At 68.6% G+C, this 22,011-nt stretch carries 18 protein-coding genes and 2 pseudogenes; 11 read left to right on the top strand and 9 right to left on the bottom strand.

The window, feature by feature from the left end; genetic code table 11:
* Positions 1-174: 174 nt before the first annotated feature.
* Genes VF536_RS08775 through VF536_RS08765 form a run of 3 tightly spaced genes read left to right on the top strand, consistent with a single transcriptional unit; the run spans position 175 to position 3,327 of the window.
* Positions 175-1,068 (top strand): intradiol ring-cleavage dioxygenase, encoded by an 894-nt coding sequence (locus tag VF536_RS08775; RefSeq protein WP_331614444.1) that lies wholly within the window; start codon positions 175-177, stop codon positions 1,066-1,068.
* 10 nt (positions 1,069-1,078) lie between these two features.
* Entirely contained in the window at positions 1,079-1,957 is an 879-nt protein-coding gene (locus tag VF536_RS08770; protein ID WP_331614443.1) for a response regulator transcription factor, read from the top strand.
* A 38-nt stretch (positions 1,958-1,995) separates the two neighbouring features.
* A complete protein-coding gene (locus tag VF536_RS08765) occupies positions 1,996-3,327 on the top strand; it encodes an ATP-binding protein (RefSeq protein WP_331614442.1) in 1,332 nt (443 codons plus the stop codon).
* A gap of 42 nt (positions 3,328-3,369) precedes the next feature.
* On the opposite strand, the gene VF536_RS08760 is transcribed toward VF536_RS08765, so the two are convergent.
* The 4 genes from VF536_RS08760 to dnaE all read right to left on the bottom strand — a co-directional run bounded on the left by VF536_RS08760 (position 3,370) and on the right by dnaE (position 10,001).
* A complete protein-coding gene (locus VF536_RS08760; RefSeq protein WP_331614441.1) occupies positions 3,370-4,680 on the bottom strand; it encodes a patatin-like phospholipase family protein in 1,311 nt (436 codons plus the stop codon).
* 106 nt (positions 4,681-4,786) lie between these two features.
* Positions 4,787-6,058: a type II toxin-antitoxin system HipA family toxin gene (locus VF536_RS08755; RefSeq protein ID WP_331614440.1), complete on the bottom strand. Its 1,272-nt coding sequence runs from the start codon at positions 6,056-6,058 to the stop codon at positions 4,787-4,789.
* Positions 6,055-6,375 (bottom strand): XRE family transcriptional regulator, encoded by a 321-nt coding sequence (locus VF536_RS08750; protein ID WP_331614439.1) that lies wholly within the window; start codon positions 6,373-6,375, stop codon positions 6,055-6,057. Before VF536_RS08750 ends, VF536_RS08755 begins: the two co-directional genes overlap by 4 nt.
* Before the next feature lie 62 nt (positions 6,376-6,437).
* Entirely contained in the window at positions 6,438-10,001 is a 3,564-nt protein-coding gene (dnaE, locus tag VF536_RS08745) for a DNA polymerase III subunit alpha (RefSeq protein ID WP_331614438.1), read from the bottom strand.
* 59 nt (positions 10,002-10,060) lie between these two features.
* Between dnaE and VF536_RS08740 the strand changes: the two genes are divergently transcribed.
* The 8 genes from VF536_RS08740 to VF536_RS08705 all read left to right on the top strand — a co-directional run bounded on the left by VF536_RS08740 (position 10,061) and on the right by VF536_RS08705 (position 17,340).
* Positions 10,061-11,089, top strand: coding sequence for a peptidylprolyl isomerase (locus VF536_RS08740; RefSeq protein ID WP_331614437.1), 1,029 nt, complete (start codon positions 10,061-10,063; stop codon positions 11,087-11,089).
* 56 nt (positions 11,090-11,145) lie between these two features.
* Positions 11,146-11,943 (top strand): sulfurtransferase, encoded by a 798-nt coding sequence (locus VF536_RS08735; RefSeq protein ID WP_331614436.1) that lies wholly within the window; start codon positions 11,146-11,148, stop codon positions 11,941-11,943.
* Positions 11,944-11,951: 8 nt separating this feature from the next.
* Entirely contained in the window at positions 11,952-12,926 is a 975-nt protein-coding gene (locus VF536_RS08730; protein ID WP_331614435.1) for an alpha/beta hydrolase, read from the top strand.
* 175 nt (positions 12,927-13,101) lie between these two features.
* Positions 13,102-13,908, top strand: a complete 807-nt coding sequence (locus tag VF536_RS08725) for an ABC transporter substrate-binding protein (RefSeq protein WP_088403837.1) — start codon at positions 13,102-13,104, stop codon at positions 13,906-13,908.
* Between the two features lie 65 nt (positions 13,909-13,973).
* A complete protein-coding gene (locus VF536_RS08720) occupies positions 13,974-14,666 on the top strand; it encodes an ABC transporter permease (RefSeq protein WP_331614434.1) in 693 nt (230 codons plus the stop codon).
* 12 nt (positions 14,667-14,678) lie between these two features.
* Complete coding sequence (locus VF536_RS08715) at positions 14,679-15,365, top strand: ABC transporter permease (protein ID WP_331614433.1); 687 nt, start codon at positions 14,679-14,681, stop codon at positions 15,363-15,365.
* Between the two features lie 68 nt (positions 15,366-15,433).
* Positions 15,434-16,570, top strand: coding sequence for a succinylglutamate desuccinylase/aspartoacylase family protein (locus VF536_RS08710; RefSeq protein ID WP_331614432.1), 1,137 nt, complete (start codon positions 15,434-15,436; stop codon positions 16,568-16,570).
* On the top strand, positions 16,570-17,340 hold the full coding sequence (locus tag VF536_RS08705) for an ABC transporter ATP-binding protein (RefSeq protein ID WP_331614431.1): 771 nt from the start codon (positions 16,570-16,572) through the stop codon (positions 17,338-17,340). The genes VF536_RS08710 and VF536_RS08705 overlap by 1 nt, the downstream gene beginning before the upstream one ends.
* Positions 17,341-17,399: 59 nt before the next feature.
* On the opposite strand, the gene VF536_RS08700 is transcribed toward VF536_RS08705, so the two are convergent.
* The 5 genes and pseudogenes from VF536_RS08700 to VF536_RS08680 form a co-directional block, all read right to left on the bottom strand.
* Positions 17,400-17,621 carry a hypothetical protein gene (locus VF536_RS08700; protein ID WP_331614430.1) on the bottom strand — a complete coding sequence of 74 codons (222 nt, stop codon included), beginning with the start codon at positions 17,619-17,621 and terminating at the stop codon, positions 17,400-17,402.
* A gap of 82 nt (positions 17,622-17,703) precedes the next feature.
* Positions 17,704-18,045 (bottom strand): annotated as a pseudogene (locus VF536_RS08695) (type II toxin-antitoxin system RelE/ParE family toxin); the annotation flags it as partial.
* A 239-nt stretch (positions 18,046-18,284) separates the two neighbouring features.
* Positions 18,285-21,104 (bottom strand): ATP-binding protein, encoded by a 2,820-nt coding sequence (locus VF536_RS08690; protein ID WP_331614429.1) that lies wholly within the window; start codon positions 21,102-21,104, stop codon positions 18,285-18,287.
* On the bottom strand, positions 21,104-21,817 hold the full coding sequence (locus VF536_RS08685; protein ID WP_331614427.1) for a hypothetical protein: 714 nt from the start codon (positions 21,815-21,817) through the stop codon (positions 21,104-21,106). The genes VF536_RS08690 and VF536_RS08685 overlap by 1 nt, the downstream gene beginning before the upstream one ends.
* A pseudogene (locus tag VF536_RS08680) lies at positions 21,814-22,011 on the bottom strand (ammonia channel protein); the annotation flags it as partial. The pseudogene VF536_RS08680 and the gene VF536_RS08685, both read right to left, overlap by 4 nt.

Raw genomic sequence — 22,011 nt, 5'->3', positions numbered from 1 at the left:
ATCGGAAGCCGGCCCGGGGGATGCGACCTGCGGTTAAGCCCCGCCAGCGTGGGAGCAGACCCCGGGCCGGCTTCTGATGGCGAGCGGGCACCTTGTCAAGGCTGACACAAAGACGATAAGCCGCCGACAAGGCGGATCGGTCCAATGCGGAGCATCCCGTTCAGGAGCTCCGCCATGCAGCCACACCGCCACGCCTCCCACAAATCCGGCCACGAATCCGGCCACGACCACGATCAAGGCCTGACGCACGACCTCGCCGTGCTGCAGCAGCGCCGCCGCGCGCTGGGGCTGCTGGCGGGCGTTGCGGGACTTGGCGGTCTGGCGCTGCTGGGCTGCGGCGGTGGCGGTGCGGATGCCGGCACCAGCGCCGTGGGGACGGGGTCCACAGGGTCCACGGGCTCCACGGGTTCAAGCGGGAGCTGCTCGGTGATTCCGGAGGAGACCGCCGGCCCCTACCCCGGCGACGGGTCCAACAGCAACGGCAGCGGGATCGCCAACGTGCTGGCGCTGAGCGGCATCGTGCGCAGCGACATCCGCACCAGTATCGGTACGGCGAGCGGCACTGCCGGCGGCGTGCCGCTGACCCTCACGCTGAAGCTGGTGAACACCAGCAGCAGCTGCGCGGACCTGTCCGGCTACGCGATCTACCTGTGGCACTGCGACCGCGAGGGCCGCTACTCGCTCTACAGCGCCAGCGTCGTCAACGAGAACTACCTGCGCGGCGTGCAGAGCACCGGCAGCGACGGCACGGTCAGCTTCACGACGATCTTCCCCGGCTGCTACGACGGCCGCATGCCCCACATGCATTTCGAGGTCTACCGCAACGCCGGCGCCGCGACCTCGTACGCCAACAAGATCAAGACCTCGCAGATCGCGTTCCCGACGGCTGTCTGCACGACGGTCTACAGCACCGCATCGGGCTACAGCAGCAGCCTGACGAACTTCAACCGCATCAGCTTCGCCTCCGACAACGTCTTCAGCGACGGCTACACGACGCAGCTGGCCACGCTCACCGGCGACGTCGCGAGCGGCTATGCCGCGACGCTGACAGTCGGCATCGCCGCTTGATCCAGATCCCATGCCCCGCTACATCCCCTCGCCGCGCAAGGACGGTGCTCACGGCGCCTACAACGCGACCGGCGCGATCGGCGCGCTCGGCGCGATCGGCACAGCGGCCTCCCTCGGTGCCGACCCCGGTGTATCGTCCATGACAGGGCTGGGCATGCCGCCGAGCCTGCCGGTGGAGAGTTGCATGACGCGGTGTCTGGTGGTCGACGACGATGCGGAGATCCGCCGATCGCTCGACGAGTATCTGCAGAAGTTCAGCGTGGCGGTGAGCACCGCCGGTGACGGCCGCGAGATGCGCCGCCAGATGGCGACGCAGGTCTTCGACGTCGTCGTGCTGGACCTGATGCTGCCCGACGAGAACGGCCTGACGCTGTGCCAGTGGATCCAGCAGCACCACCCGTCGGTGCCGGTGATCATGCTGACGGCGCACGGCGATCCGATCAGCCGCGTGCTCGGGCTGGAGATGGGCGCCGACGACTACCTCGCCAAGCCTTTCGAACCCCGCGAGCTGGTGGCGCGCATCCATGCGATCCGGCGCCGCGCGCGCCGCGGCGAGAACGAGGCGCAGACGCGCCGCGAGTTCCGTTTCGAAGGTTGGGCCTTCGACCGGCTGCTGCGCCAGCTGGTATCGCCGCAGCAGGTGGTGGTGCCGCTGTCGAGCGCTGAGTTCCGCCTGCTGAGCGCGCTGGTCGAGCGCCCGGGACGCGTGCTCAGCCGCGAGCAGTTGATCGAGCTGACGCGCGCGCCCGGCGTCGAGGTCAACGACCGCAGCGTGGACCTGACGATCTCGCGCCTGCGGCAGAAGCTCGGCGACTCGCCCAAGGAGCCGCGCCTGATCCGCACGATGCGCGGCGAGGGTTATCTCTTCGACGCCCAGGTGCAGGCTTGAGCGCTCGCCCTCCCTCTCCCCCTCGCTCTCCGCATCGCATGAAGCGCCTGGCCGTCGCGATGCGCGAGCGCTTCACGCGCGCCTTCGGCGACACGCTCGCGCGACGCATCTTTCTCCTGCTCTGGGTCACGCTGGTGGTCGCACAGGCGCTGGCGATCGGCGTCGTGACCTGGACCCGGGGCGATCTCTATGCGATGCGGATGCACGGCGCGCCCTCGCTGCCGCCGATGCCGGGGCTCATGCGCGGGCCGCAGTTCCAACCGCAGGGCGGCCCCGGACAGGGGCCGGGGCCGGGGCCTAGGCCGCAGGGCATGGGCGCCGACGCCGAGCTGCGCGACGATCCGCCCCTTCCCGGCGACGTCCCGATGCCGCCGCGCGAGGGCTTCCGCGGTTTCCCGCCGCCCTCGCAGACACCAGGGCAGACACCAGGGCAGGCGCAAGGATTTCAAGGCCAGGGGTCCCAGCCCCAATGGCGCGGCCCGTTCCGCGCGCTGACCGCGTGGGAGCTCACGCTCGACTACGGCATCCGCCTGCTGGTCACCGGCCTGGCGGCGTGGATCGCCTCGCGCTGGCTGTCGCGTCCGATGCGCGACCTGGTGCGGGCCTCGCGTGAACTCGGGCCATCGCTGCACAAGCAGGACCGGCTGCCGCTGCTCGACGAGCAGCGCGGCACCTTGGAAGTCCGCGAGAGCGCGCAGGTCTTCAATGCGATGGCGCGCCAGTTGCGGCGGCAGTTCAACGAGCGCGGGCTGATGGTGGCGGCCATCTCGCACGACCTGCGCACGCCGCTCACGCGGCTGCGCATGCGGCTGGAGACTCTGGACATCGAGGACGTCCAACGCCAGCGCTCCGTCGAGGACATCCGCGAGATGAATGCGCTGGTGGACGCCGTGATGGAGCTGTTCCGCGGCGACGGGCCGGGCGCGGCCGAGCCGCTCGTCGACGTCGATCTCGGCGCGTTGGCGCAAGCGCTGACGGACGACCTGATCGAGCAGGCGATGCCGGTGGTCTTCGAGGACGGCGGCGAACCGGTACTCGCCAAGGGCCAGCCGATGGCACTGCGGCGCGTGCTGGGCAACCTGGTGGGCAACGCGGTGCGCTACGGCGGCAGCGCCGAGGTCCGCGTCGGTCGCGACGCGCAAGGCGTCTGGCTGCGCGTGACCGATCCAGGCCCTGGCATTCCGGAGGACAAGCTGGAGGCGGTGTTCGAACCGTTCTTCCGCCTGGAGGACTCGCGCAACCGCCACACCGGCGGTGCGGGCCTGGGCCTCTACATCGCGAGGGAACTGACGCTGCGGCAGCGAGGATCGCTGACGCTGTCGAATCGACCGGAAGGCGGGCTCATGGCGGAGCTCCGGCTGATGAGCTGAAGCGGGTCCAGGCCTGCAGCAACCCGTTCCGCCCCGCCCCGTTCAGGCCCCCGACGAAGCGACCAGCCGCGGCGGCCCGGGCGGATTCGGCGGCACCTGCAGCGCGAAGCCGCCGGCGCGCTTGCGCATCGCGGCGGGGTCCATCTGCGGCGCCTGCGCGGGCCAGTCGAAGAACTTCTGGATCTCGACGCGGCGGGCGAGCGTGTCCGACATGCCCAGCGTGATCAGCTCGTTCGTGTACTCGGGCTCGAAGAGCAGATAGCTGACCAGCGCCGAGCCGCTGGCGGTGGCCCCCTCGCCCGACACGCCGACGCTGCGCAGCAGCGCGCGGATCGGCGGCGGCAACGCGCCCTGGTGCTCGGCAGCCAGGCTGTCCAGCGGCCGGCTCGGCGCGATCACCAGCGCCTCGATCGGCTTGAGCGGCGTGTTGCGCAGCGCCTCTTCCGGCAGCAGCGCGAGCGTGCTGTTGATGCGCTTGAGGCGCTCGATGTCGACGGCCAGCGCGTCCAGGAAGATGTTGGACAGCGCGTGCCCGGCGATCTGCGCGAGGCTGGGATGGCCGGTAGGCGCCGGGCCGTGCTGGCCCTCGCCGCCGGCCTCGTGCATGCGGCCCGCGCCGATGACGAGGACCTTCTCCGCGCCCAGGTGCACGGCGGGCGAGATCGGCGCCGTCTGGCGCATCGAGCCGTCGCCGAACCATTCGACCTCGCCGCCGAGGTCCAGCGGCTCGGCCGGGAAGATGAACGGGATCGCGGACGAGGCCACCAGATGCTCGATCGAGAGCCGCGGAATGCGGGTCGCGATGCGTTGCGTACGGACCCAGGGATCGCGCTGCAGATGCGTCTGATAGAAGGTGACGTGGTGCCCCGAGGTGTAGCTGGAGCCGGTCACCGCGAGCGCATCGATGTAGCCCTTGGCGAGCATCTCGTCGAGGCGGTCGAACTTGATCCACTGGGACAGCAGGCCGCGCAGCGGCGTGTTGTTGAGGAGGCTGCGCGGACGGGTGCGGCGCCAGCGGTTCAGCGCCCAGCCGAGCGAGAGCATGCTGAGCCACTTCGCGCCGGAGCGGATGACGCCGAAGGAGTCCGCCGCGTAGACCTGGTTGACGTGGATGTTCTGCCAGATGTACATCAGGCCGTCGACGGCGGAGCAGAAGTCGTCGGCCTGGCAGGCGAGCGTGGCGGCGTTGATGGCGCCGGCGGAGGTGCCGGAGATCACCTGGAAGGGGTTGTCGCCGGTGGTGCAGGCGTCGCGGCGCAGTTGCGCGATCGCGGCCAGCACGCCGACCTGGTAGGCCGCGCGTGCGCCTCCTCCGGTAAGGATCAGGCCGGTCCGGGGCTTGGCATCCTGCATGGCGCCAGCTTACGCCTGACACCCCCGGCGTGGGGTGGGGGAAGCACCCGTCAAATGGGGGATGGTCGGCTGACCCGAGTCGCAGTTGCCGTCTGGCAATCGGAACTCAACGCCCCCGGGAACTCCGGCGCGACGTGGTTGCGGCCGGTCCCTCTACGTCCAGCCAGATCGGCGTCTGGAACGGCAGATCGTCTTCCCGGAAACCGGCCGCGATCACCTGTTCGGTCCAAAGGACCGGCGCTTGGCGACGCGCGGTGGCGATGTACTCGCGCGCTTCTTCCTCGACATAGCCGTAGTCCGTGCAGGCGTCGATCAGGTTGAAGACGGCACTGGATGCCGCATGCGTCCGGGACCGGGAGATGTCCATCGATTGCGTGCCCGAAAAGACCATCCCATATGGCGCGATGTCGAACGCCGGAGACAGCGTCCAACCCGTTCCATCGAACAGGAAGCCCGTGTTGCGCGGGTGATCGTCACCATTGCCCAACACGGCGTTCATGACGATGCGACGGAAGAGTTCGCGCTTTCCCTCCAGCACCGTATCGCTGGCGGCGCGCCCCCGCCACCTTTGCAACTCGTGGGCCAGGGCCAGGTAGGAGCGCTCACGACTTCCTCGCACCTGCTTGTCCAAGCCCAGCACGGTGTGCGCGCTGGCGAAGAGTCGCCGGGTCACCTGCCGCTGCGCGTCCACCTCACGGTCAAAGCGCCGGACCAGGATCACTTCGCGTTGCTCGACCCGTTTGAACTGCACCTCTGCCGCATTCACGCCGAGCGCCGTCGCTACCTTCATGGCCACGAATTCGCGAAGCGGCGAATGGGGTCGGTCCCCGCGGTCCTGGAGTTTGGCCAGCCACTGCTGCCCCTCGTGCATCACGGTGAGCTTGGGACGTTCTCCACCGGCACTCGTGCCGACGATGCCCTTCACTTCGCGCACGGCGTCGCTGGCCGGCCGCGAATCAGGCACGTCCGCGAGGATCTGAAGCAGATCGTGGGACGGCGGACAGTGGAACTCCTGCTTCCGCGCCACGTCGTCGCAGACGGCAATGGCCCCGACCGAATCGCCTTCCGACTCTTCCAGCACGGCCATGTGGTCTTCGACGCGGACCTGCCGCAGGTGTGCCAGCAGATCGAGCCCATAGCCTTCCGGTTTGGCATCGCGAATCACACCGAAGAGTCCGTCCTGCCTGGTTTCCCTGATCGGCCGCGCGCGCGAGCTCAAGGCGAGATGCGCCAGGTCCAGCGCGACGCCATGCGCATCGAGGTAGTTCTGCCGATACTCGAAGATGCCGACACCATCCTTCAGCGAGAACACGCCGCATTCGACCGGCACCGGACTGTGCGGGAGCCAGACCCAGACCGGCTTCGCATCGGCGCTCACGGCGTCCTCCGTTTGGGCGTACGAACGCGCAACGGCACGGCGTCGGCCATCAATGCGGACAGCTCCTTGTCGGATCCCAGGTTGGACAGGGTGTCGAACGTCCCCTCCAGTCCCAGCCCCCACAGCACCATCAACACCGAGCCGATCTGAACGGTCGGCGCGCCGGTCTCGATCGCTACCAGCGTGCTCAGGCCGATGCCTGCCCGCGCCGCCAGATCCGGCCGAGTCAATCGCCGAGCGCGCCGCGCAAGCGAAATCCGTTCGCCGAGAGCGGCTAGCGAGTCCTCGACAATGAACGGGAAGGTTTTAAGACTCATGGAACAATTGTTATAGCGCAAAACAACTGCCATAACAACTGTTATCCAGAGTCTGCTCTATATCACCCGCCCGCGTCGTACACGATCTCCGCCGGCTTGAGCTGCTCCAGCGCCTCGTCGCTGGGCCAGAACTTACCCGCGCCGCCCAGGCCCAGTTCCGCGATCGCGCCGTTGCGCTTGATCGGGATGCGCAGCTCCAGCCCCTGGCTGAGCACGCCCTGCTCCGTCTCCACGCGCTTGGCCGGCCAGCTCTTGACCAGCTCCAGCACCGTGGCCGCCGGCAGGTTGGGCGCCGTGCGCAGGTAGCGCCCGAAGCGCGCCCGCGCCGCCGCCAGCCCGAACACCTGCTGCACGTTCATCCGCAGCCCGCCCGAGAAACGGTCGTTCTGCACCTTGCCCACCGCGATGATCAGCTCGTCCTCCGCCAGCAGCTCCTTGTTGGCGTTGAGCATCTCCTCGTTGGCCACCGCCTCGATCGCATGGGTCTTGTCGTCGATCTTGAAGATCGCCACCCGGCCGCGCGAGCCGTTGATCACCCGCATGTCCGACACGATGCCCGCCACCGTCGTCGGCTCGCGGCTGTCCTGCAGGTCCACGATCCGGCGCTTGACCATCCGGCGCAGCTCCGTCTCCGCCTGGTCGAACAGGTGACCCGACAGGTAGAAGCCGATCGCCGTCTTCTCCAGGCTCAGCCGTTCCTTGATGCCCCACTCGGGCACCTCGACGAAGTCCGGCTCCGCCGTCGACGAGCCGTGCCCGCCGTCGAAGTCGAACAGGCCGCCCTGGTTGACGTTCTGCGCCAGGTTGTCCGCGTAGGTGTAGCCCAGCGCGACGCTGGCCAGCAGCCGCGCGCGGTTCGCATGCAGCGCGTCGAAGGCGCCCGCCTTGATCAGCGCCTCCACCACGCGCTTGTTGACCGCCTTGCGGTCCACGCGCGCGCAGAAGTCGAAGAAGCTCGTGAACGGACCGCCCTCGGTGCGCGCGCGCACGATCGCCTCGATCGCGCCCGCGCCCGTGCCCTTGATCGCGCCCAGGCTGTAGTTGATCTTGCGCGCACGCGGCGTGGTGCCGGCCTTGCCTTCCTTGGCCACCGTCTTCGACGTGCCTTCATCCGCGGCCATGGGCTCGAAACGGCCGACGCCCAGGTTGATGTTGGGCGGCTCGAACTCGATGCCGAACAGCTTGGCATCGTTCATCAACACCTTGAGCTTGTCGGTGTCGTCCGATTCGATGGTCATGTTCGCGGCGAAGAACTCCGCCGTGTAATGCACCTTCAGCCAACCGGTGTGATACGCCAGGAGCGAGTACGCGGCCGCATGCGACTTGTTGAAGCCGTAGCCCGCGAACTTCTCCATCAGGTCGAAGACCTCGTCGGCCTTGTCCTGGTCGATGCCCTTCTCCGCCGCGCCTTTCCGGAACAGGTCGCGGTGCATGGCCATCTCTTCGGCCTTCTTCTTGCCCATCGCCCGGCGCAGCATGTCCGCGCCGCCCAGCGAGTAGCCGCCCAGCACCTGGGCGGTCTGCATCACCTGCTCCTGGTAGACCATGATCCCGTAGGTCTCGGACAGCACCGGCTCCACCAGCGGGTGCGGGTACACCACCGTCTCCTTGCCGTGCTTGCGCGCGACGAAGCTGGGGATCAGGTCCATCGGACCCGGGCGGTACAGCGCGTTCAGCGCGATCAGGTCTTCCAGGCGCGACGGCTTCGCGTCCTTCAGCATGCGCTGCATGCCGCTCGATTCGAACTGGAACACCGACTCCGTCAGACCGTCGGAGAACAGCTTGTAGGTCCGCTTGTCGTCCAGCGGGATGGTCTCGAACGCGAAGTCGGCGGCCTCGGGATACCGGCCGACGATGAAATCCTTGGCCAGCTCCAGGATGGTCAGCGTCGCCAGGCCCAGGAAGTCGAACTTCACCAGGCCGATGGCCTCGACGTCGTCCTTGTCGTACTGGCTCACCGCCGAGGTCGAGCCCGGCTGCTGGTACTGCGGGCAGAAGTCGGTGATCTTGCCCGGCGCGATCAGCACGCCGCCGGCGTGCATGCCGATCGAGCGCACCGTGCCTTCCACGCGCGCCGCCATCTCCAGCAGGCCGGCGACTTCCTCGTCCTGCGCCTCGCGTTCCTCGATCTCGGGCGACTCGTGGCGCGCGTAGACCATCTTGGCCTTGTCCGGATCGAAGCCCGGCGGCAGCTTGGCCAGCGTCACCGTCTTGCCCGGAGGCGCCGGCACCAGCTTGGCGATCGAATCCACGTGGCCGAAACCCATGCCCAGCACGCGCCCGATGTCGCGCAGCGCGCCCTTGGCCGCCATCGTGCCGAAGGTCGCGATCTGGCTCACCGCCGGGCGGCCGTACTTGTCCTTGACGTACTCGATGACGCGGTCGCGGTTGCCCTGGCAGAAGTCGATGTCGAAGTCGGGCATCGAGACCCGTTCCGGGTTCAGGAAGCGCTCGAACAGCAGGTTGTACTGCAGCGGGTCCAGGTCGGTGATCAGCAGCACGTAGGCGACCAGCGAGCCCGCGCCCGAGCCCCGTCCCGGGCCCACCGGGCAGCCGTTGTTCTTCGCCCAGCGGATGAAGTCACCCACGATGAGGAAGTAGCCGGGGAAGCCCATCTTGATGATGGTCTCGAGCTCGAACTCCAGCCGGTCCACATAGCGCTGGCGCACCGCCTCGCGCTTCGCGGGATCGGGATACAGCAGCTGCAGCCGGTCCTCCAGGCCCTCGTGCGAGAGCATGCGGAAGTACTGCTCCATCGGCATCGGCGTGCCGTCGGCCTGGATGGGCGTCGGGAAGTTCGGCAGCTGCGGCTTGCCCAGCACCAGCGTCAGGCTGCAGCGCTTGGCGATCTCCACCGTGTTGGCGATCGCGCTCGGGATGTCGGCGAACAGCGCCTCCATCTCGGCCTGGCTCTTGAAATGCTGGCTGGGCAGGAAACGCTTGACCCGCTTCGGATTGGCCAGCGTCTCGCCGTCGGCCACGCAGACACGCGCCTCGTGGGCTTCGAAGTCGTCTTCTTCCAGGAACTGGATCGGATGCGTCGCCACCACCGGCAGACCCGCTTTCGCGGCCAGCGGCACCAGCTGGCGCAGCAGCGCTTCCTGGCCCGGCAGGCCGGCGCGTTGCAGCTCGATATAGAAGCGGTTCGGATAGATCGCGGCCAGGCGCTGGGCCACGTCCAGCGCGCGCGCCTCGTCGCCGGCGATCAGCGCCTGGCCGACCGGGCCGAACTGCATCCCGCCCAGGCAGATCAGGCCGGCGTTGAGCTCCTGCATCCACTCCAGCTTCAGCAGCGCCTGGTTGCGCTGCACGTTCTGGATCCAGGCGCGCGACAGCAGCTCGCTCAGGTTCAGGTAACCCTGGATGTCCTGCACCAGCAGCAGCACCCGCGACGGCGGGCGGTCCACCGCTTCCGGCTCCAGCCAGGCCTCCACGCCCAGGATCGGCTTCACGCCCTTCTTGCGGCAGGCGTTGTAGAACTTCACCCCGCCGAACATGTTCGCGAGGTCGGTCAGGCCCAGGGCGACCTGGCCGTCCTTGGCGGCCGCCGCGGCGGCGTCGTCGATGCGCAGCGTGCCGTCGACGACGGAGAACTCGGTGTGGGAGCGGAGATGAACGAAAGCCATCGGGCGATTGTAAGAAGGCTATGCTCGCCCTCCATCGAACACTCTCGCGGAGCGCCCGGATGACGATGAGGAAACACCTGCCCCTGCTGGCGGCCCTGGCGCTGTGCGCGCCGATGATCGCGAATGCGGCCGAGCCCGCGGAGAAGGCCGCCAAGCCTGCGGCAGCGGTCAAGAAGCCCGCCCAGCCGCCGCGCAGCAGCGCCGACATCCTCGCCACCGCGCCGGCCGCCGTTTGGCGCGACGTCGATCCGGACAACCTGCTGGTGATGGCGCTGCCGCAGGGTCAGGTCTTCATCGAACTGGCGCCGCGTTTCGCGCCTGCGCACGTCGACAACATCCGCGCGCTGGCCCGCGGCGGCTATTACGACGGTCTGGCGATCGTGCGCGTCCAGGACAACTTCGTCACCCAATGGGGTGACCCCAATGCGGACGACGAAGACACCGGCCTGAAGGGCAAGGGCAAGCCCTTCCCCGCCGGCGCCAAGTCCCACCTCCCGGCGGAGTTCTCGATCCCCCTGAAGGGCGTGCCGATGACGGTGCTGCCCGATGTCGAAGGCTGGGCGCCGCGCGCCGGCCAGGTGGACGGTTTCCCGGCCGCCGCGGATCCGAAGACGGGCCAGGCCTGGCTGGCGCATTGCTACGGCACGGTCGGCGCCGGTCGCGGCAACGCGAAGGACTCCAGCACCGGCGCGGAGCTGTATGCCGTGATCGGCCATGCGCCGCGCGGGCTGGACCTCAACATCACGGTCGTCGGTCGCGTGCTCAAGGGCATGGAGTTCCTGTCGGCGCTGCCGCGCGGTGGCGCGGCGATGGGCTTCTACGACAAGCCGGAGCAGCGGCTCGGCATCGAGCGTGTCTCGCTGGCCTCGGCGCTGCCGGCCGAGCAGCGTCCTGCACTGCAGGTGCTGCGCACCGACACGCCGACCTGGAGCGAGCTGCTGAATGCGCGACGCAATCGCGGCGGCTGGTTCGTCCACAGCCCTGGCTACACGGACCTGTGCAGTGCCTCCGTGCCGGTGCGCATCAAGCCGGCGCCTGCGCCGGACGTGAAGCTCAGCGAACCCAAGTCCCCCGAAGCCAAGCGGTGAGAACCTACAATCTTGCGTTTTCCTGACCCTGCGCGGCCACACGCCCCCGCATCGGCATGAACACTGCAGTCCCGACCGATTCCGCCTCCCATTCCGTCCTCAACATCTCCTGCTACCAGTTCGTCGCCATCGATGCGCCGGAGGTGTTGCGGGACAGCCTGCACGCGCATGCGCAGGCGCTGGGCCTGAAGGGCACGGTACTGATCGCGGAGGAAGGCATCAACCTCTTCCTGGCCGGCGCGCCGGACGCAGTGAACGCCTGGGTGGCTGCCTTGCGCGAGGACCGGCGCTTCGCCGCGCTGGCGCCCAAGGAGAGCTGGAGCGACGAGGTCCCGTTCCGCAAGCTGCTGGTGAAGGTGAAGCCGGAGATCATCCGGATGAACCACCCGACGATCCGTCCGGACCAGGCGCCGCGCGCGCCCGCGCTGCCGGCCGGCACCTTGAAGCGCTGGCTCGACCAGGGGCACGACGACGAGGGCCGCCCGGTCGTCACGCTCGACACGCGCAACGGTTTCGAGGTCGACGTCGGCGCCTTCGACGGCGCGATCGACTGGCGCATCACCAAGTTCAGCGAGTTCCCCGACGCCTTCCAGGCCCACCGGAACGAGCTCGCGGGCAAGACCGTCGTCAGCTACTGCACCGGCGGCATCCGCTGCGAGAAGGCCGCGCTCTACCTCGACCAGGAGGCCGTCCGCCACGGCCTGGACGCGAAGGTCTACCAGCTCGAGGGCGGCATCCTCAAGTACTTCGAGGAAGTCGGCAACACGCACTACCACGGCGACTGCTTCGTCTTCGACGAGCGCCGCGCCGTCGACCCTGAACTGGCCCCGTCGCCCGACTCCGTCATCGAATGATCGAGCGCATGACCGAGCGTCCCACCCTCGGTGCCCGGCTGATGAAGCTGCTGGGGTTCGCCGTGCTGGCGTCGGCCCTGCTCGCGATGGCTTTCCGCGCGCCGGACCGGCCGTTGGAGAGTCTGGTCGCGCGCTGGGGCCCGCCGCCGTCGGACTTCCTGGAATTGAAGCTGTCCGGCGGCCAGACGCAGTTGGTCCACTTCCGCGACGAGGGCCCCAGGACCGACATCACGCCGATCGTGCTGCTGCACGGCGCCGGCGCCAGCCTGCACACCTGGGAGGGCTGGGTGAAGTCGCTCAGCGCGACGCGCCGCGTGATCACGCTCGACCTGCCCGGCTTCGGACTCACCGGCCCCTCTCCCCTAGGCGATTACGGCAGCGATGCCTATGACTCGTTCCTGTTGTCGTTCTTCCGACAGTTGCAGATTGACCGCATGGTCCTCGGCGGCAATTCGATGGGCGGCGAGTTGGCGTGGTTATACGCGGCACGGCATCCGGAGCAGGTCGCCGCGCTCGTGCTGGTCGACGCCGACGGCCTCGATGTGCGCAGCGAACTGATGCCGGACGCCTTCCGCGTCCCGGATTCACGCGTGCTGCAGTGGCTGGCCGGCGTGTTCCTCCCGCGGCCCTTCGTGGACCGCAGCCTGCGCGAGCTCTATGGCGACCCGTCCAAGGTCACCGCCGCCCTGGTGGACCGTTACTTCGAACTGACGCTGCGCGAGGGCAACCGCGCGGCATTGGCACAACGCCTGGCCCAGCGCGCGCCCGGCCGGCACGCCGACCTGCTGGCGCGCATCCAGGCTCCGACGCTGATCCTGTGGGGCGGCAAGGACCGCCTGATCCCGCCCGTGGCCGCCGAACGCTTCCATCAGGGCATCGCGCACAGCACCGTGCAGATCTTCCCCGAATCAGGGCATGTCCCCCAGGAGGAGGACCCCGCGTCCACCGTCCAGGCGGTTCACACGTTTTTGCACTCTCCTTAACCCTGATGGCCGCCGCCCGTGCGGCATTGCAACAATGCCCCCCAGTCCGGACGACCTCTCCGATCTCTGAATCAAGGCGGGCTCGAACCGCCCGAGGTCGTCACCGGATGTCCATTCGACGCGTTTGCCACACACGCGCTTTCCCGTTTCCTGCTCAATCTCACAAGGAGCCTTCATGCAACGACGACAACTGATCGCCCGCGCCGCCCTGGCGGCCTGCGCCCTGCTGGCCACCGCCGGCGCCGCGCACGCCCAGGCCCCTGACTGGAAGAAGATCCGCATCGGCGTCGAGGGCGCCTACCCCCCGTTCTCCGAAGTCGGCGCGGACGGCAAGCTCAAGGGCTTCGAGATCGACCTGGCCCTGGCGCTGTGCGCCGAGCTCAAGGCCGAGTGCACGCTGGTGCAGCAGGACTTCGACGGCCTGATCCCCGCGCTGCAGGCGCGCAAGGTGGACGCGATCATCGCGTCGGTGTCCATCACCGACGAGCGCAAGAAGGTCATCGCCTTCTCCAACCCGTACTACAACACCCCGGCCCGCTTCACCGCCAAGGCCGACGCGAAGTTCGACTTCTCGCCCGCCGGCCTGAAGGGCAAGAAGATCGGCGTGCAGCGCGCGACCATCCATGAGAAGTTCGCCGCCGACACCTTCAAGCAGAGCGAGATCGTCCGCTACGCGACGCAGGACCAGGCCTTCCTGGACCTGAAGTCGGGCCGCGTGGACCTGACGCTGGCCGACCTGGTCGCCGCCGACATGGGCTTCCTGAAGACGCCGGCCGGCAAGGGCTACGCGTTCGTGGGCCCGAGCTACGACGACGTCAAGTACTTCGGCACCGGCAGCGGCGTGGGCCTGCGCAAGGCGGACGAGAAGACGCTGGGCAAGAAGTTCAACGACGCCATCGCGGCGGTGAAGGCCAACGGCACCTTCAAGAAGCTCAACGACAAGTACTTCGAGTACGACATCTCGGGCAAGACGGCCAAGTGATCGAGTGATCCCAGAGGCCCGGCAACACCGGGCCTCTTCCCTTCAGAACAAACAAGGTCCGTCGAATGTTCCTGCACGGTTATCTGCCCAGCCTGCTCGAGGGCGCTGTCCTGACCCTGGGCGTGGCCCTCAGCTCGATGGCGCTGGCCATGGCGCTGGGGCTGATCGGCGCGATGGCCAAGCTGTCGAAGTTCCGCTTCGCCAAAGGCATCGCGACGCTCTACACCACGCTGATCCGCGGCGTGCCCGACCTGGTGCTGATGCTGCTGATCTTCTTCGGCGGACAGGTCGCTGTGAACGCCATCGCGGCGGCGCTGGGGCACGACGAGTACATCGACATCAACCCCTTCATCGCCGGCGTGGTGACCATCGCGTTCATCTTCGGCGCCTACCTGACCGAAGCCTTCCGCGGCGCCTTCCTGGCCGTCCCGCCGGGGCAGCGCGAGGCGGGCCTGGCCTTCGGCATGAGCCCCGCGCAGGTCGCGTGGCGCATCACCTTGCCGCAGATGTTCCGGCATGCGCTGCCGGGGCTGTCCAACAACTGGCTGGTCCTGATCAAGAGCACCGCCATCGTGTCGGTCATCGGGCTGCACGACCTGATGATGCGCGGCTCGCAGGCCGCCGCCGGCACCCGCGAGCCCTTCGTCTTCTACCTGGCCGTGGCGATCATCTATCTGCTCTTCACGTCCGTGTCCGAGCTGGTCTTCGACCAGCTGCAGAAGCGCCTGTCCGTCGGTGTGCGTCGCCACTCGCTGTAATCACGATCCCCCATGAACCTGGACGCCATCGTCGAGAACCTGCCGCGCTACTTCGAGGGCGCGCTCATCACCCTGGAGCTGCTGATCGCCTCGCTGCTGATCGGCCTGGCCCTGGCCATCCCGCTCGCCGTGCTGCGCACGCTGCCGATCAAGTGGCTGTCGCGGACCGTCTGGGCCTACACCTACGTCTTCCGCGGCACGCCGATGCTGGTGCAGCTCTTCCTCATCTACTACGGCCTGGGCCAGTTCGAATGGATGCAGCAGAGTTCGCTGTGGCCGCTGTTCAGCTCGGCCTGGTTCTGCGCCTGCCTGACCTTCGTGCTGAATACCGGCGCCTACACGACGGAGATCATCGCCGGCTCGATCCGCTCGCTGCCGCACGGCGAGGTCGAGGCCGCGAAATCGCTGGGCATGACCCGCTGGGTCATGCTGCGCCGCATCGTGCTGCCGCACGCGCTGCGCCGCGCGTTGCCGGCCTACAGCAACGAGGTCATCTTCATGCTGCACGGCACGGCGCTGGCCAGCGTCGTGACCATCATGGACATCACCGGCATCGCCCGCGACGTCAACGCCACCTACTACATCCCCTTCGAAGCCTTCATCACCGCCGCGATCTTCTACTTCACGATGACGCTGGTGCTGGTCGGGCTCTTCCACCAGGCGGAGAAGCGTTGGCTCAAGCCGCTGATGCCCCGCTAATGCCCCGCTGAGGCCACACTGAAGCTTCCCCGCCGCCGCGCTCGCGCGGCGCCGAACCGGACACTCCCATGCAACTCCGACAACACCCGCTCCCGAGCCCCACGCCGGGCACGCAGCGCGAGCTCGTCTCGCTGCACTACGGCCAGCCCGGCCAGGGCCAGAAGGTCTACATCCAGGCCTCGCTGCACGCCGACGAACTGCCCGGCATGCTCACCGCCTGGCACCTGCGCCGCCACTTCGACGCGCTGGAGGCCGCCGGCCGCCTGCGCGGCGAGGTGATCCTGGTGCCGATGGCCAATCCGATCGGGCTCTCGCAATGGTGGCTGCAATCGCACCTGGGCCGCTTCGAGGGCCTGTCGGGCGAGAACTTCAACCGCCACTATCCGGAGCACATCGAGGCCGCCGCCCGTCACGCCGAGCCGCGCCTGGGCGCCGATCCGGCGCGCAACGTCGCGGTGCTGCGCGCCGCGCTGAAGACCGAGGTGCAGGCCTCCTCCGCCGACACCGAGCTGAAGGCGCTGCGCAAGACGCTGATGCTGATGGCCTGCGATGCCGACGTGGTGCTGGACCTGCACTGCGACGCGCAGGCGGTGATGCACCTCTACACCGAGACGCCGTGCTGGCCGCAGTGCGAGCCGCTGGCCGCCTACCTCGGCGCGGGCGTGACGCTGCTGGCGACGGACTCCGGCGACAACCCTTTCGACGAGGCCTGCTCGCAGGTCTGGCGGAAATGGGCGCAGCACTTCGGCGACCGCTTCCCGATCCCGCAGGCCTGCCTGTCGGTGACGGTCGAGCTGCGCGGCCAGCAGGACGTGCATCACGACCTGGCGGCCAAGGACGCACAGGCGATCGTGGACTTCCTGATCCACCGCGGCGTGATCGCCTCCGACGCCCCGGACGGCGCGACGCCGCCGGTGCCCGCGCCGGTCGGCGATGCGCGTCCGCTGGCGGGGTCCATCCCGATCCCCTCGCCGGTCGGCGGCGTGCTGACCTTCCTGCGCGAGGTCGGCGAAACGGTGCGCGAAGGCGACGTGATCGCCCAGGTCATCGATCCGATCACCGCCGTCGTCACCGATCTGAAAAGCCCCACCGACGGGCTGCTGTTTGCACGCGACACGCTGCGCCTGGTCACGGCCGGGGCGCGGGTCGCGAAAGTCGCGGGGCGCGAAGCGACCCGCACCGGAAAACTCCTGGGAGCCCGTTGATGTCCGCGGCCAGTCTTGTTGTCGACAACCTCCACAAACGCTACGGCGACCGCGAAGTGCTCAAGGGCGTGTCCCTGGCGGCGAAGCCGGGCGACGTGATCACGCTGATCGGATCCAGCGGCTCGGGCAAGAGCACCTTCCTGCGCTGCATCAACCTGCTGGAGCAGCCTTTCGAAGGCACACTGAAGCTGGGCACGGAAGAACTCAAGCTCGTCCGCGACCGCGACGGCAGCCTCAAGTCCGCCGACGCGGCGCAACTGCAGCGCTGGCGCGCGCGGCTGGCGATGGTGTTCCAGAACTTCAACCTGTGGGGTCACCGCACGGTGCTGGAGAACGTCATCGAGGCGCCCATCCACGTGCTCAAGCAGCCCCGCGCGCAGGCCATCGAGAAGGCCGAGGCGCTGCTGGCCCGCGTGGGCGTGTCGCACCGCAAGGACGTCTATCCGGCGCAGCTCTCGGGCGGCGAGGCGCAGCGCGTGGCGATCGCGCGCGCGCTGGCGGTGGAGCCGGAGGTGATGCTCTTCGACGAGCCGACCTCGGCGCTGGATCCGGAGCTGGTCGGCGAAGTGCTGAAGGTGATGCGCGACCTGGCGGCGGAAGGCCGCACGATGATCGTCGTGACCCACGAGATGGGCTTCGCGCGCGAGGTGTCGTCGCACACGATGTTCCTGCACCAGGGCCGCGTGGAGGAACAGGGCAATCCGCGTGAGGTGCTCGCCAAGCCGCAGAGCGAGCGCCTGAAGGCATTCCTGAGCGGCGGCTTGAAGTAAGCCTCGCGCACTCCTTCAGCAAGAAAGCCCGGGCATGCCCGGGCTTTCTGCCGACAGGATCATTGCAGCTCCGCTGGCAGGAAAACAGCGTGCACGCCGCGCTCCCGGACCAGGTGCAGCAGGCGCAGGGCCGGCCCCTGCGGGCGACCGAAGCCCTGCTCCCAGCGACGCAGCTGCTTCGGCGTCGTGTTGATCAGGTCCGCAAAGACCGCCAGTTCCAACTGGTCCCGCTCGCGGATGGCGCGCACTTCCTCCGGCTCCAGCGGCATGGGCGCAGGCATGCAGACGATCTCGCAGGACCGACGACGCTCATCGCTGATCAGCCCCTCGGCGTGCCACAGTCGGCCCGTCGCAAGGACACGCTCAACGATGGCGGACTTCCTTTTCCTCATCACACGTCATCTCCTTCAACTGGCCACGGCCGACGGCCGCGGCCAACTCCTGCTGTGACAGACCCGTGAGCCAGACGCCTTCTTCGCGCAAGGCACGGAATGCCTTTGGCTCGATGTTCTCCAACTGGTTCTTCGCGTATCCATCCACGAAGAACCATTGCCCTGCGGGATGCCTCGCGACGATCACGCGATAGCCCTCGCGCTTGCCAGCACCGGATCGTCCGATCCGCTTCTTCACGAGTCCACTACCGAGATTTGCATCGATGAGCCCGCGTTCCATTTCAGCCACGGCGCGGCACAGGTCGCCTTCTTTCCAACGCCTGCTTGCGCATCCAACGTTGAAAGCCTTCGATCAGATAAACGGCATTCATCGTGCGTCAGTCCTCGCATTGCGATCACACGCGCCCTGAGTGCCAGTCCTTGCCTGATCGCGTCTCGCCCTGAAGGCGGCCCTCCGATGGGGGTGCCACGACCCCGCGTTGCGCAAAGAGAAAAGCCGCGCATGGGCGCGGCTTTCATGGGTGGTGGACGGCCAGGAGGCCGCGTCGAGGATCAGTCGTAGATCGACTTCTCGGGCCGGCGCGCCAGCACCGCGATCGGCGGCGCCCAGCGCTCGCCGCGGGGCTTCTTGCTCGTGACCAGCGTGATCTCCGACGGCTCGAAGACCTCGACGTTGTGCGTGATCGGCGTCGTCAGCAGGTACTGCGCCCGCGTGCTCTTCAGGAAGTGGCCGACCAGCTGGATGTTGCGCACGTCCAGATGCGCGAAGGGCTCGTCGATGAAGACGAAACCGCCGGGCGCATCGTCGTCCTTCATCAGCCCGACCAGCAGGATCAGGCTCTTGAGCACCTGCTGCCCGCCCGAGGCCTCGCCGTCGTTCATGCCGACTTCGCCCTTGCCGTCGAAGTTGAACTTCACGTGCAGGCCCGCCTGCGCCAGCACCGTGTCGTCGTTGTCCAGGTGCGGCAGCTCGGCCTGCGCATGCACGCCGGCCAGTTCGCCCAGCTCCTGCACGTTCTTCCGGTAGCGCCGCACGGTCGCGCGCAGCACGTCGATGTAGCGCTCGCGCGCGTTGAACGCGGCAATGCGCGCCATCTCGTTGCTCGCGCGGCGGTCATCCAGCTGCGTGGTCTGCTCCAGCACGGCCATCTGCATCCGCGCATGGCGTTCCTGCACGCCGGGATCGGTCTCCCACACGCCGGTGTCCAGCTCCTGCTGCACGTGGCGCGACGCGATCTCCGCCTGCTTGGCGTTCTCGAATTCGTCGCGCAGCGCGTTCAGCCGCATCGGATGCAGCCAGATCGCGGGGAACTTCGCGCGGGCTTCGTGCGAGGCCTTCGCCGTCGCGATCAGGTCGGCACGCCGCGTCGCCCAGTCGCGCTCGGAGCGCGAGACGTTGTCCTCGCTGGCCTTCAGGCTGGCCTGCGCGCCTTCGTAGTCGCGCTCGGTGCGCGTCGATGCCGCCACCGTGCGGTCATGCTCCTGGTCGAGCGCGCCCATGCGCGTCGCCGCCTCGATCCGCGACTGGCGCAGGCCCGGCAGGCGCGCGCGCGCCTCGGCGAATTCCTCGGACCGTTCCACCAGTTCCTGCGCCGCCTTGTGGCCCTGCGCCGCGCGCTGCGCGTCCTTCAGCTGGCGCTCGATCTCGAGCTGCTCCTTGGCGAGCTTGGACAGCTCCAGGTCGTAGCGCGTCAGTTCCTTGTCCAGCGAGGCCCGGCGCGTGTCCAGCGCGGAGTCGCCGAACTGGTACTCGCGCGGCTCGACCCACAGGCTGCGACCGCCGCGGCCGTCGCGGTAGTAGGCCTCCGGCGTGATCCATTCGCCGCCGGTCTGCGCGCCCTTGTCGGTGTCCGCGACGCAGCGGATCGAGGCCAGCTGGCGCAGCAGCCAGGCCGGCGCCTTCGCATTGAACTTGAGCACGGACATCAGGCTGTCCTTGGGGCTCACCGTCGGCGCGAACTCGCCGTCGGCGACGACGTAGTGCCGGTAGCGCTCGCGCGAGGCGAGGCGGTAGGCCTGGCCCTCGTCGCTCGAATGCGCGAGCACCACCACCCAGCGCGACGGCCGCAGGAAACCTTCGGCGGCGGCGCGCCACTGGTCGTCGGCGATGTCGATCGCGTCGGCCAGCACGTGATGCGCGATGCCGGCCTCGTCCAGCGCCTTGCGGAAGCGCGTGACCTCGACCGGCGGCGGCGGCAGCCGCTGACCGGTCAGCTCGTCCATCGCCGCCTGCGCCTTGCGCTGCTGGTCGTTCTGGCGCGTGAAGCTCTCGCGCAGCTGGTGCTGGCGCGTGCCGAGCTCCTCGAGCTTGGCCGTCAGCGCGGCGCCGTCGGTCTCGACGGCGGCCAGCGCCTTCAGGTCCTCCTCGCGCTTGGCGAGCTGCTCCATCGGGCGTTCGCCGTCGCGCGCGGCCTCGAAGGCCTGGCGCGCTTCCTTGCGCTGCGTCTCCAGGTCCGCCAGCTTGTCCTTGGCCGCTTCCTGCGCCTTGAACAGCGCCAGCAGATGCGCGCGCTTGTCGCTGATGCCGCGCTCGTCGGAGCGGGCGAAGAGCCGCTGGCGATGCAGCTCACGCAGCTGCTGCGCGGTGCGCTGGCGCTGCTCGCTCCACTGCAGCACCGGCACGACCTCGGTCGCGAGCCGCTCGCGCTCCTTCAGCCGCAGCTGGTACTGCTGGTAGCTGTTGACGCGGTTGGCCAGGTCCGACAGCTGCGCCTGCGCGTGCGACAGCTCATGCGTCGACTGGTCGACCTCCTTGAGCAGCTGCTGCTGGTGGTTGCGCGCCAGCTCGTAGCGGTCCAGCACTTCCTGGTCGCCGAAGACCTCGAACACCAGGCGCAGCAGCTCCTTGGACGAGAGCTCGCACAGACGGTCCGTCTGGCCCTGCTCCAGCGCCAGCACGCGACCGATCGCGCGCGTCAGGCCGGCGGCCTCCAGGCGCTTCTTCCAGGCCTCGATGCCCAGCCAGTCCTTGTCGGCCTTGGTGTCGAGCTCCTCGATCTCCTGCACGCCGTCGACCAGCGTGTAGCGGCGCACCCAGTCGCCGCCCTGGCGCGAGATGCGGCAGGCCAGCGTCACCTGGTCCGAATACAGCAGCGAGCTCGCGAACGGCCGGCTGCTGTTCTGGCGGTTGCGCGGCCGGTTGTCCACCAGCGCGCGCAGCCAGGCGTGCTCGGCGTTGGCGTGGCGGGCGTAGGTCTTGTAGGTCCGGCCGCCGGAGCACTCCAGGCCCAGCAGCGTGCGCATCGCGTCGAGCAGCGTCGTCTTGCCCGAGCCGTTGGGCCCGGCGATGGTGATGATGTTGCCGTCCAGCGGCATCGAGACGCGGCGGCAGTAGTCCCAGTGCAGCAGTTCCAGGGATTGCAGGTGAAACATCAGGCGTCGCTCAGATCGGATTCTTCGTTGTGGCGGGCGGCCAGGATGGCGGTGAGCATCGGACCGGCTTCGCCGTCGGTGCTGCGCGCGAGCACGTCGGCCAGCGCCCCGTCCAGGATGCGCGGCGCCAGCGTGTCGTAGTCGAGCAGCAGGTCCAGCAGCGGTCCTTCGCAGATGTCCTCGCCCTTGCGGGTGATGAAGCCCTGGCGCTCGAGCAGCTTGAGGTTGGAATCCAGCCGCATCTTCTTGCCCAGCTGGTTGCCGAAGTCGGCCAGCAGGCTGCGGTAGGACAGCGTCGGGGCGCTGCTCGCGGCGCTGGGCAGCGGCTTGTCCTTGGAGAACATCTCGCCCTGCCCCTCGGCCTCCTCCTCGGCGCGCGCGAGCTGGCGCTGGCGCTTGGGCAGCACGATCAGCGACCACACGACCACCAGCAGCGCGACGCCGTCGCGCGGCAGGTCGAGGTTGTTGTTGGAGGCCAGGCCGGTCTCGCCGAACACGGCGACCTCGGCCGGACGCAGCATCGCCAGCGTGATGTGGTCGGCGTAGACGTTGTCCACCACGCGCAGGCCGACGGCGGCCACGCGCTCGTTGACGGCGCGCCAGAGTTCCTGGTCGATCAGCGCGCGGCGCACCAGCGGCTGGTTGCGCGGCAGCCAGCGGCGCGCCAGCAGTTGAGCCGCCAGTTGGGCGGCGTCGTCGAGTTGAGTGCTCATGCCTGGGAAGCCTGGGGAGGCGTGTCGGCGTCGATGTCCGCGGCGTTCGGCGCGTCCGGGGACGGCGTCGCGTCGGCGATCGATGCGGGGGATTCGGAAGCCGCCACAGCCGTGTCGGCTGCGGCGTCGGGGGTCGGGTCTTGCGCGGGCGCGTCGGCAGCGCCGGCCACAGCCGCCTTGCGGCGACCGCGCTT

The organism is Roseateles sp. (assembly GCF_036486225.1).
Classification (GTDB): domain Bacteria; phylum Pseudomonadota; class Gammaproteobacteria; order Burkholderiales; family Burkholderiaceae_C; genus Roseateles.
This window is presented reverse-complemented; position numbering and strand designations above follow the sequence as displayed.

Excerpts from the sequence above, each read along its gene's own strand:
- VF536_RS08775 (WP_331614444.1), top strand. The coding sequence starts at position 175 with ATGCAGCCACACCGCCACGCCTCCCACAAATCCGGCCACGAATCCGGC.
- VF536_RS08770 (WP_331614443.1), top strand. The coding sequence starts at position 1,079 with ATGCCCCGCTACATCCCCTCGCCGCGCAAGGACGGTGCTCACGGCGCC.
- VF536_RS08765 (WP_331614442.1), top strand. The coding sequence starts at position 1,996 with ATGAAGCGCCTGGCCGTCGCGATGCGCGAGCGCTTCACGCGCGCCTTC.
- VF536_RS08760 (WP_331614441.1), bottom strand. The coding sequence starts at position 4,680 with ATGCAGGATGCCAAGCCCCGGACCGGCCTGATCCTTACCGGAGGAGGC.
- VF536_RS08750 (WP_331614439.1), bottom strand. The coding sequence starts at position 6,375 with ATGAGTCTTAAAACCTTCCCGTTCATTGTCGAGGACTCGCTAGCCGCT.
- dnaE (WP_331614438.1), bottom strand. The coding sequence starts at position 10,001 with ATGGCTTTCGTTCATCTCCGCTCCCACACCGAGTTCTCCGTCGTCGAC.
- VF536_RS08740 (WP_331614437.1), top strand. The coding sequence starts at position 10,061 with ATGACGATGAGGAAACACCTGCCCCTGCTGGCGGCCCTGGCGCTGTGC.
- VF536_RS08735 (WP_331614436.1), top strand. The coding sequence starts at position 11,146 with ATGAACACTGCAGTCCCGACCGATTCCGCCTCCCATTCCGTCCTCAAC.
- VF536_RS08730 (WP_331614435.1), top strand. The coding sequence starts at position 11,952 with ATGACCGAGCGTCCCACCCTCGGTGCCCGGCTGATGAAGCTGCTGGGG.
- VF536_RS08725 (WP_088403837.1), top strand. The coding sequence starts at position 13,102 with ATGCAACGACGACAACTGATCGCCCGCGCCGCCCTGGCGGCCTGCGCC.
- VF536_RS08720 (WP_331614434.1), top strand. The coding sequence starts at position 13,974 with ATGTTCCTGCACGGTTATCTGCCCAGCCTGCTCGAGGGCGCTGTCCTG.
- VF536_RS08715 (WP_331614433.1), top strand. The coding sequence starts at position 14,679 with ATGAACCTGGACGCCATCGTCGAGAACCTGCCGCGCTACTTCGAGGGC.
- VF536_RS08710 (WP_331614432.1), top strand. The coding sequence starts at position 15,434 with ATGCAACTCCGACAACACCCGCTCCCGAGCCCCACGCCGGGCACGCAG.
- VF536_RS08705 (WP_331614431.1), top strand. The coding sequence starts at position 16,570 with ATGTCCGCGGCCAGTCTTGTTGTCGACAACCTCCACAAACGCTACGGC.
- VF536_RS08700 (WP_331614430.1), bottom strand. The coding sequence starts at position 17,621 with ATGCCTGCGCCCATGCCGCTGGAGCCGGAGGAAGTGCGCGCCATCCGC.
- VF536_RS08690 (WP_331614429.1), bottom strand. The coding sequence starts at position 21,104 with ATGTTTCACCTGCAATCCCTGGAACTGCTGCACTGGGACTACTGCCGC.
- VF536_RS08685 (WP_331614427.1), bottom strand. The coding sequence starts at position 21,817 with ATGAGCACTCAACTCGACGACGCCGCCCAACTGGCGGCTCAACTGCTG.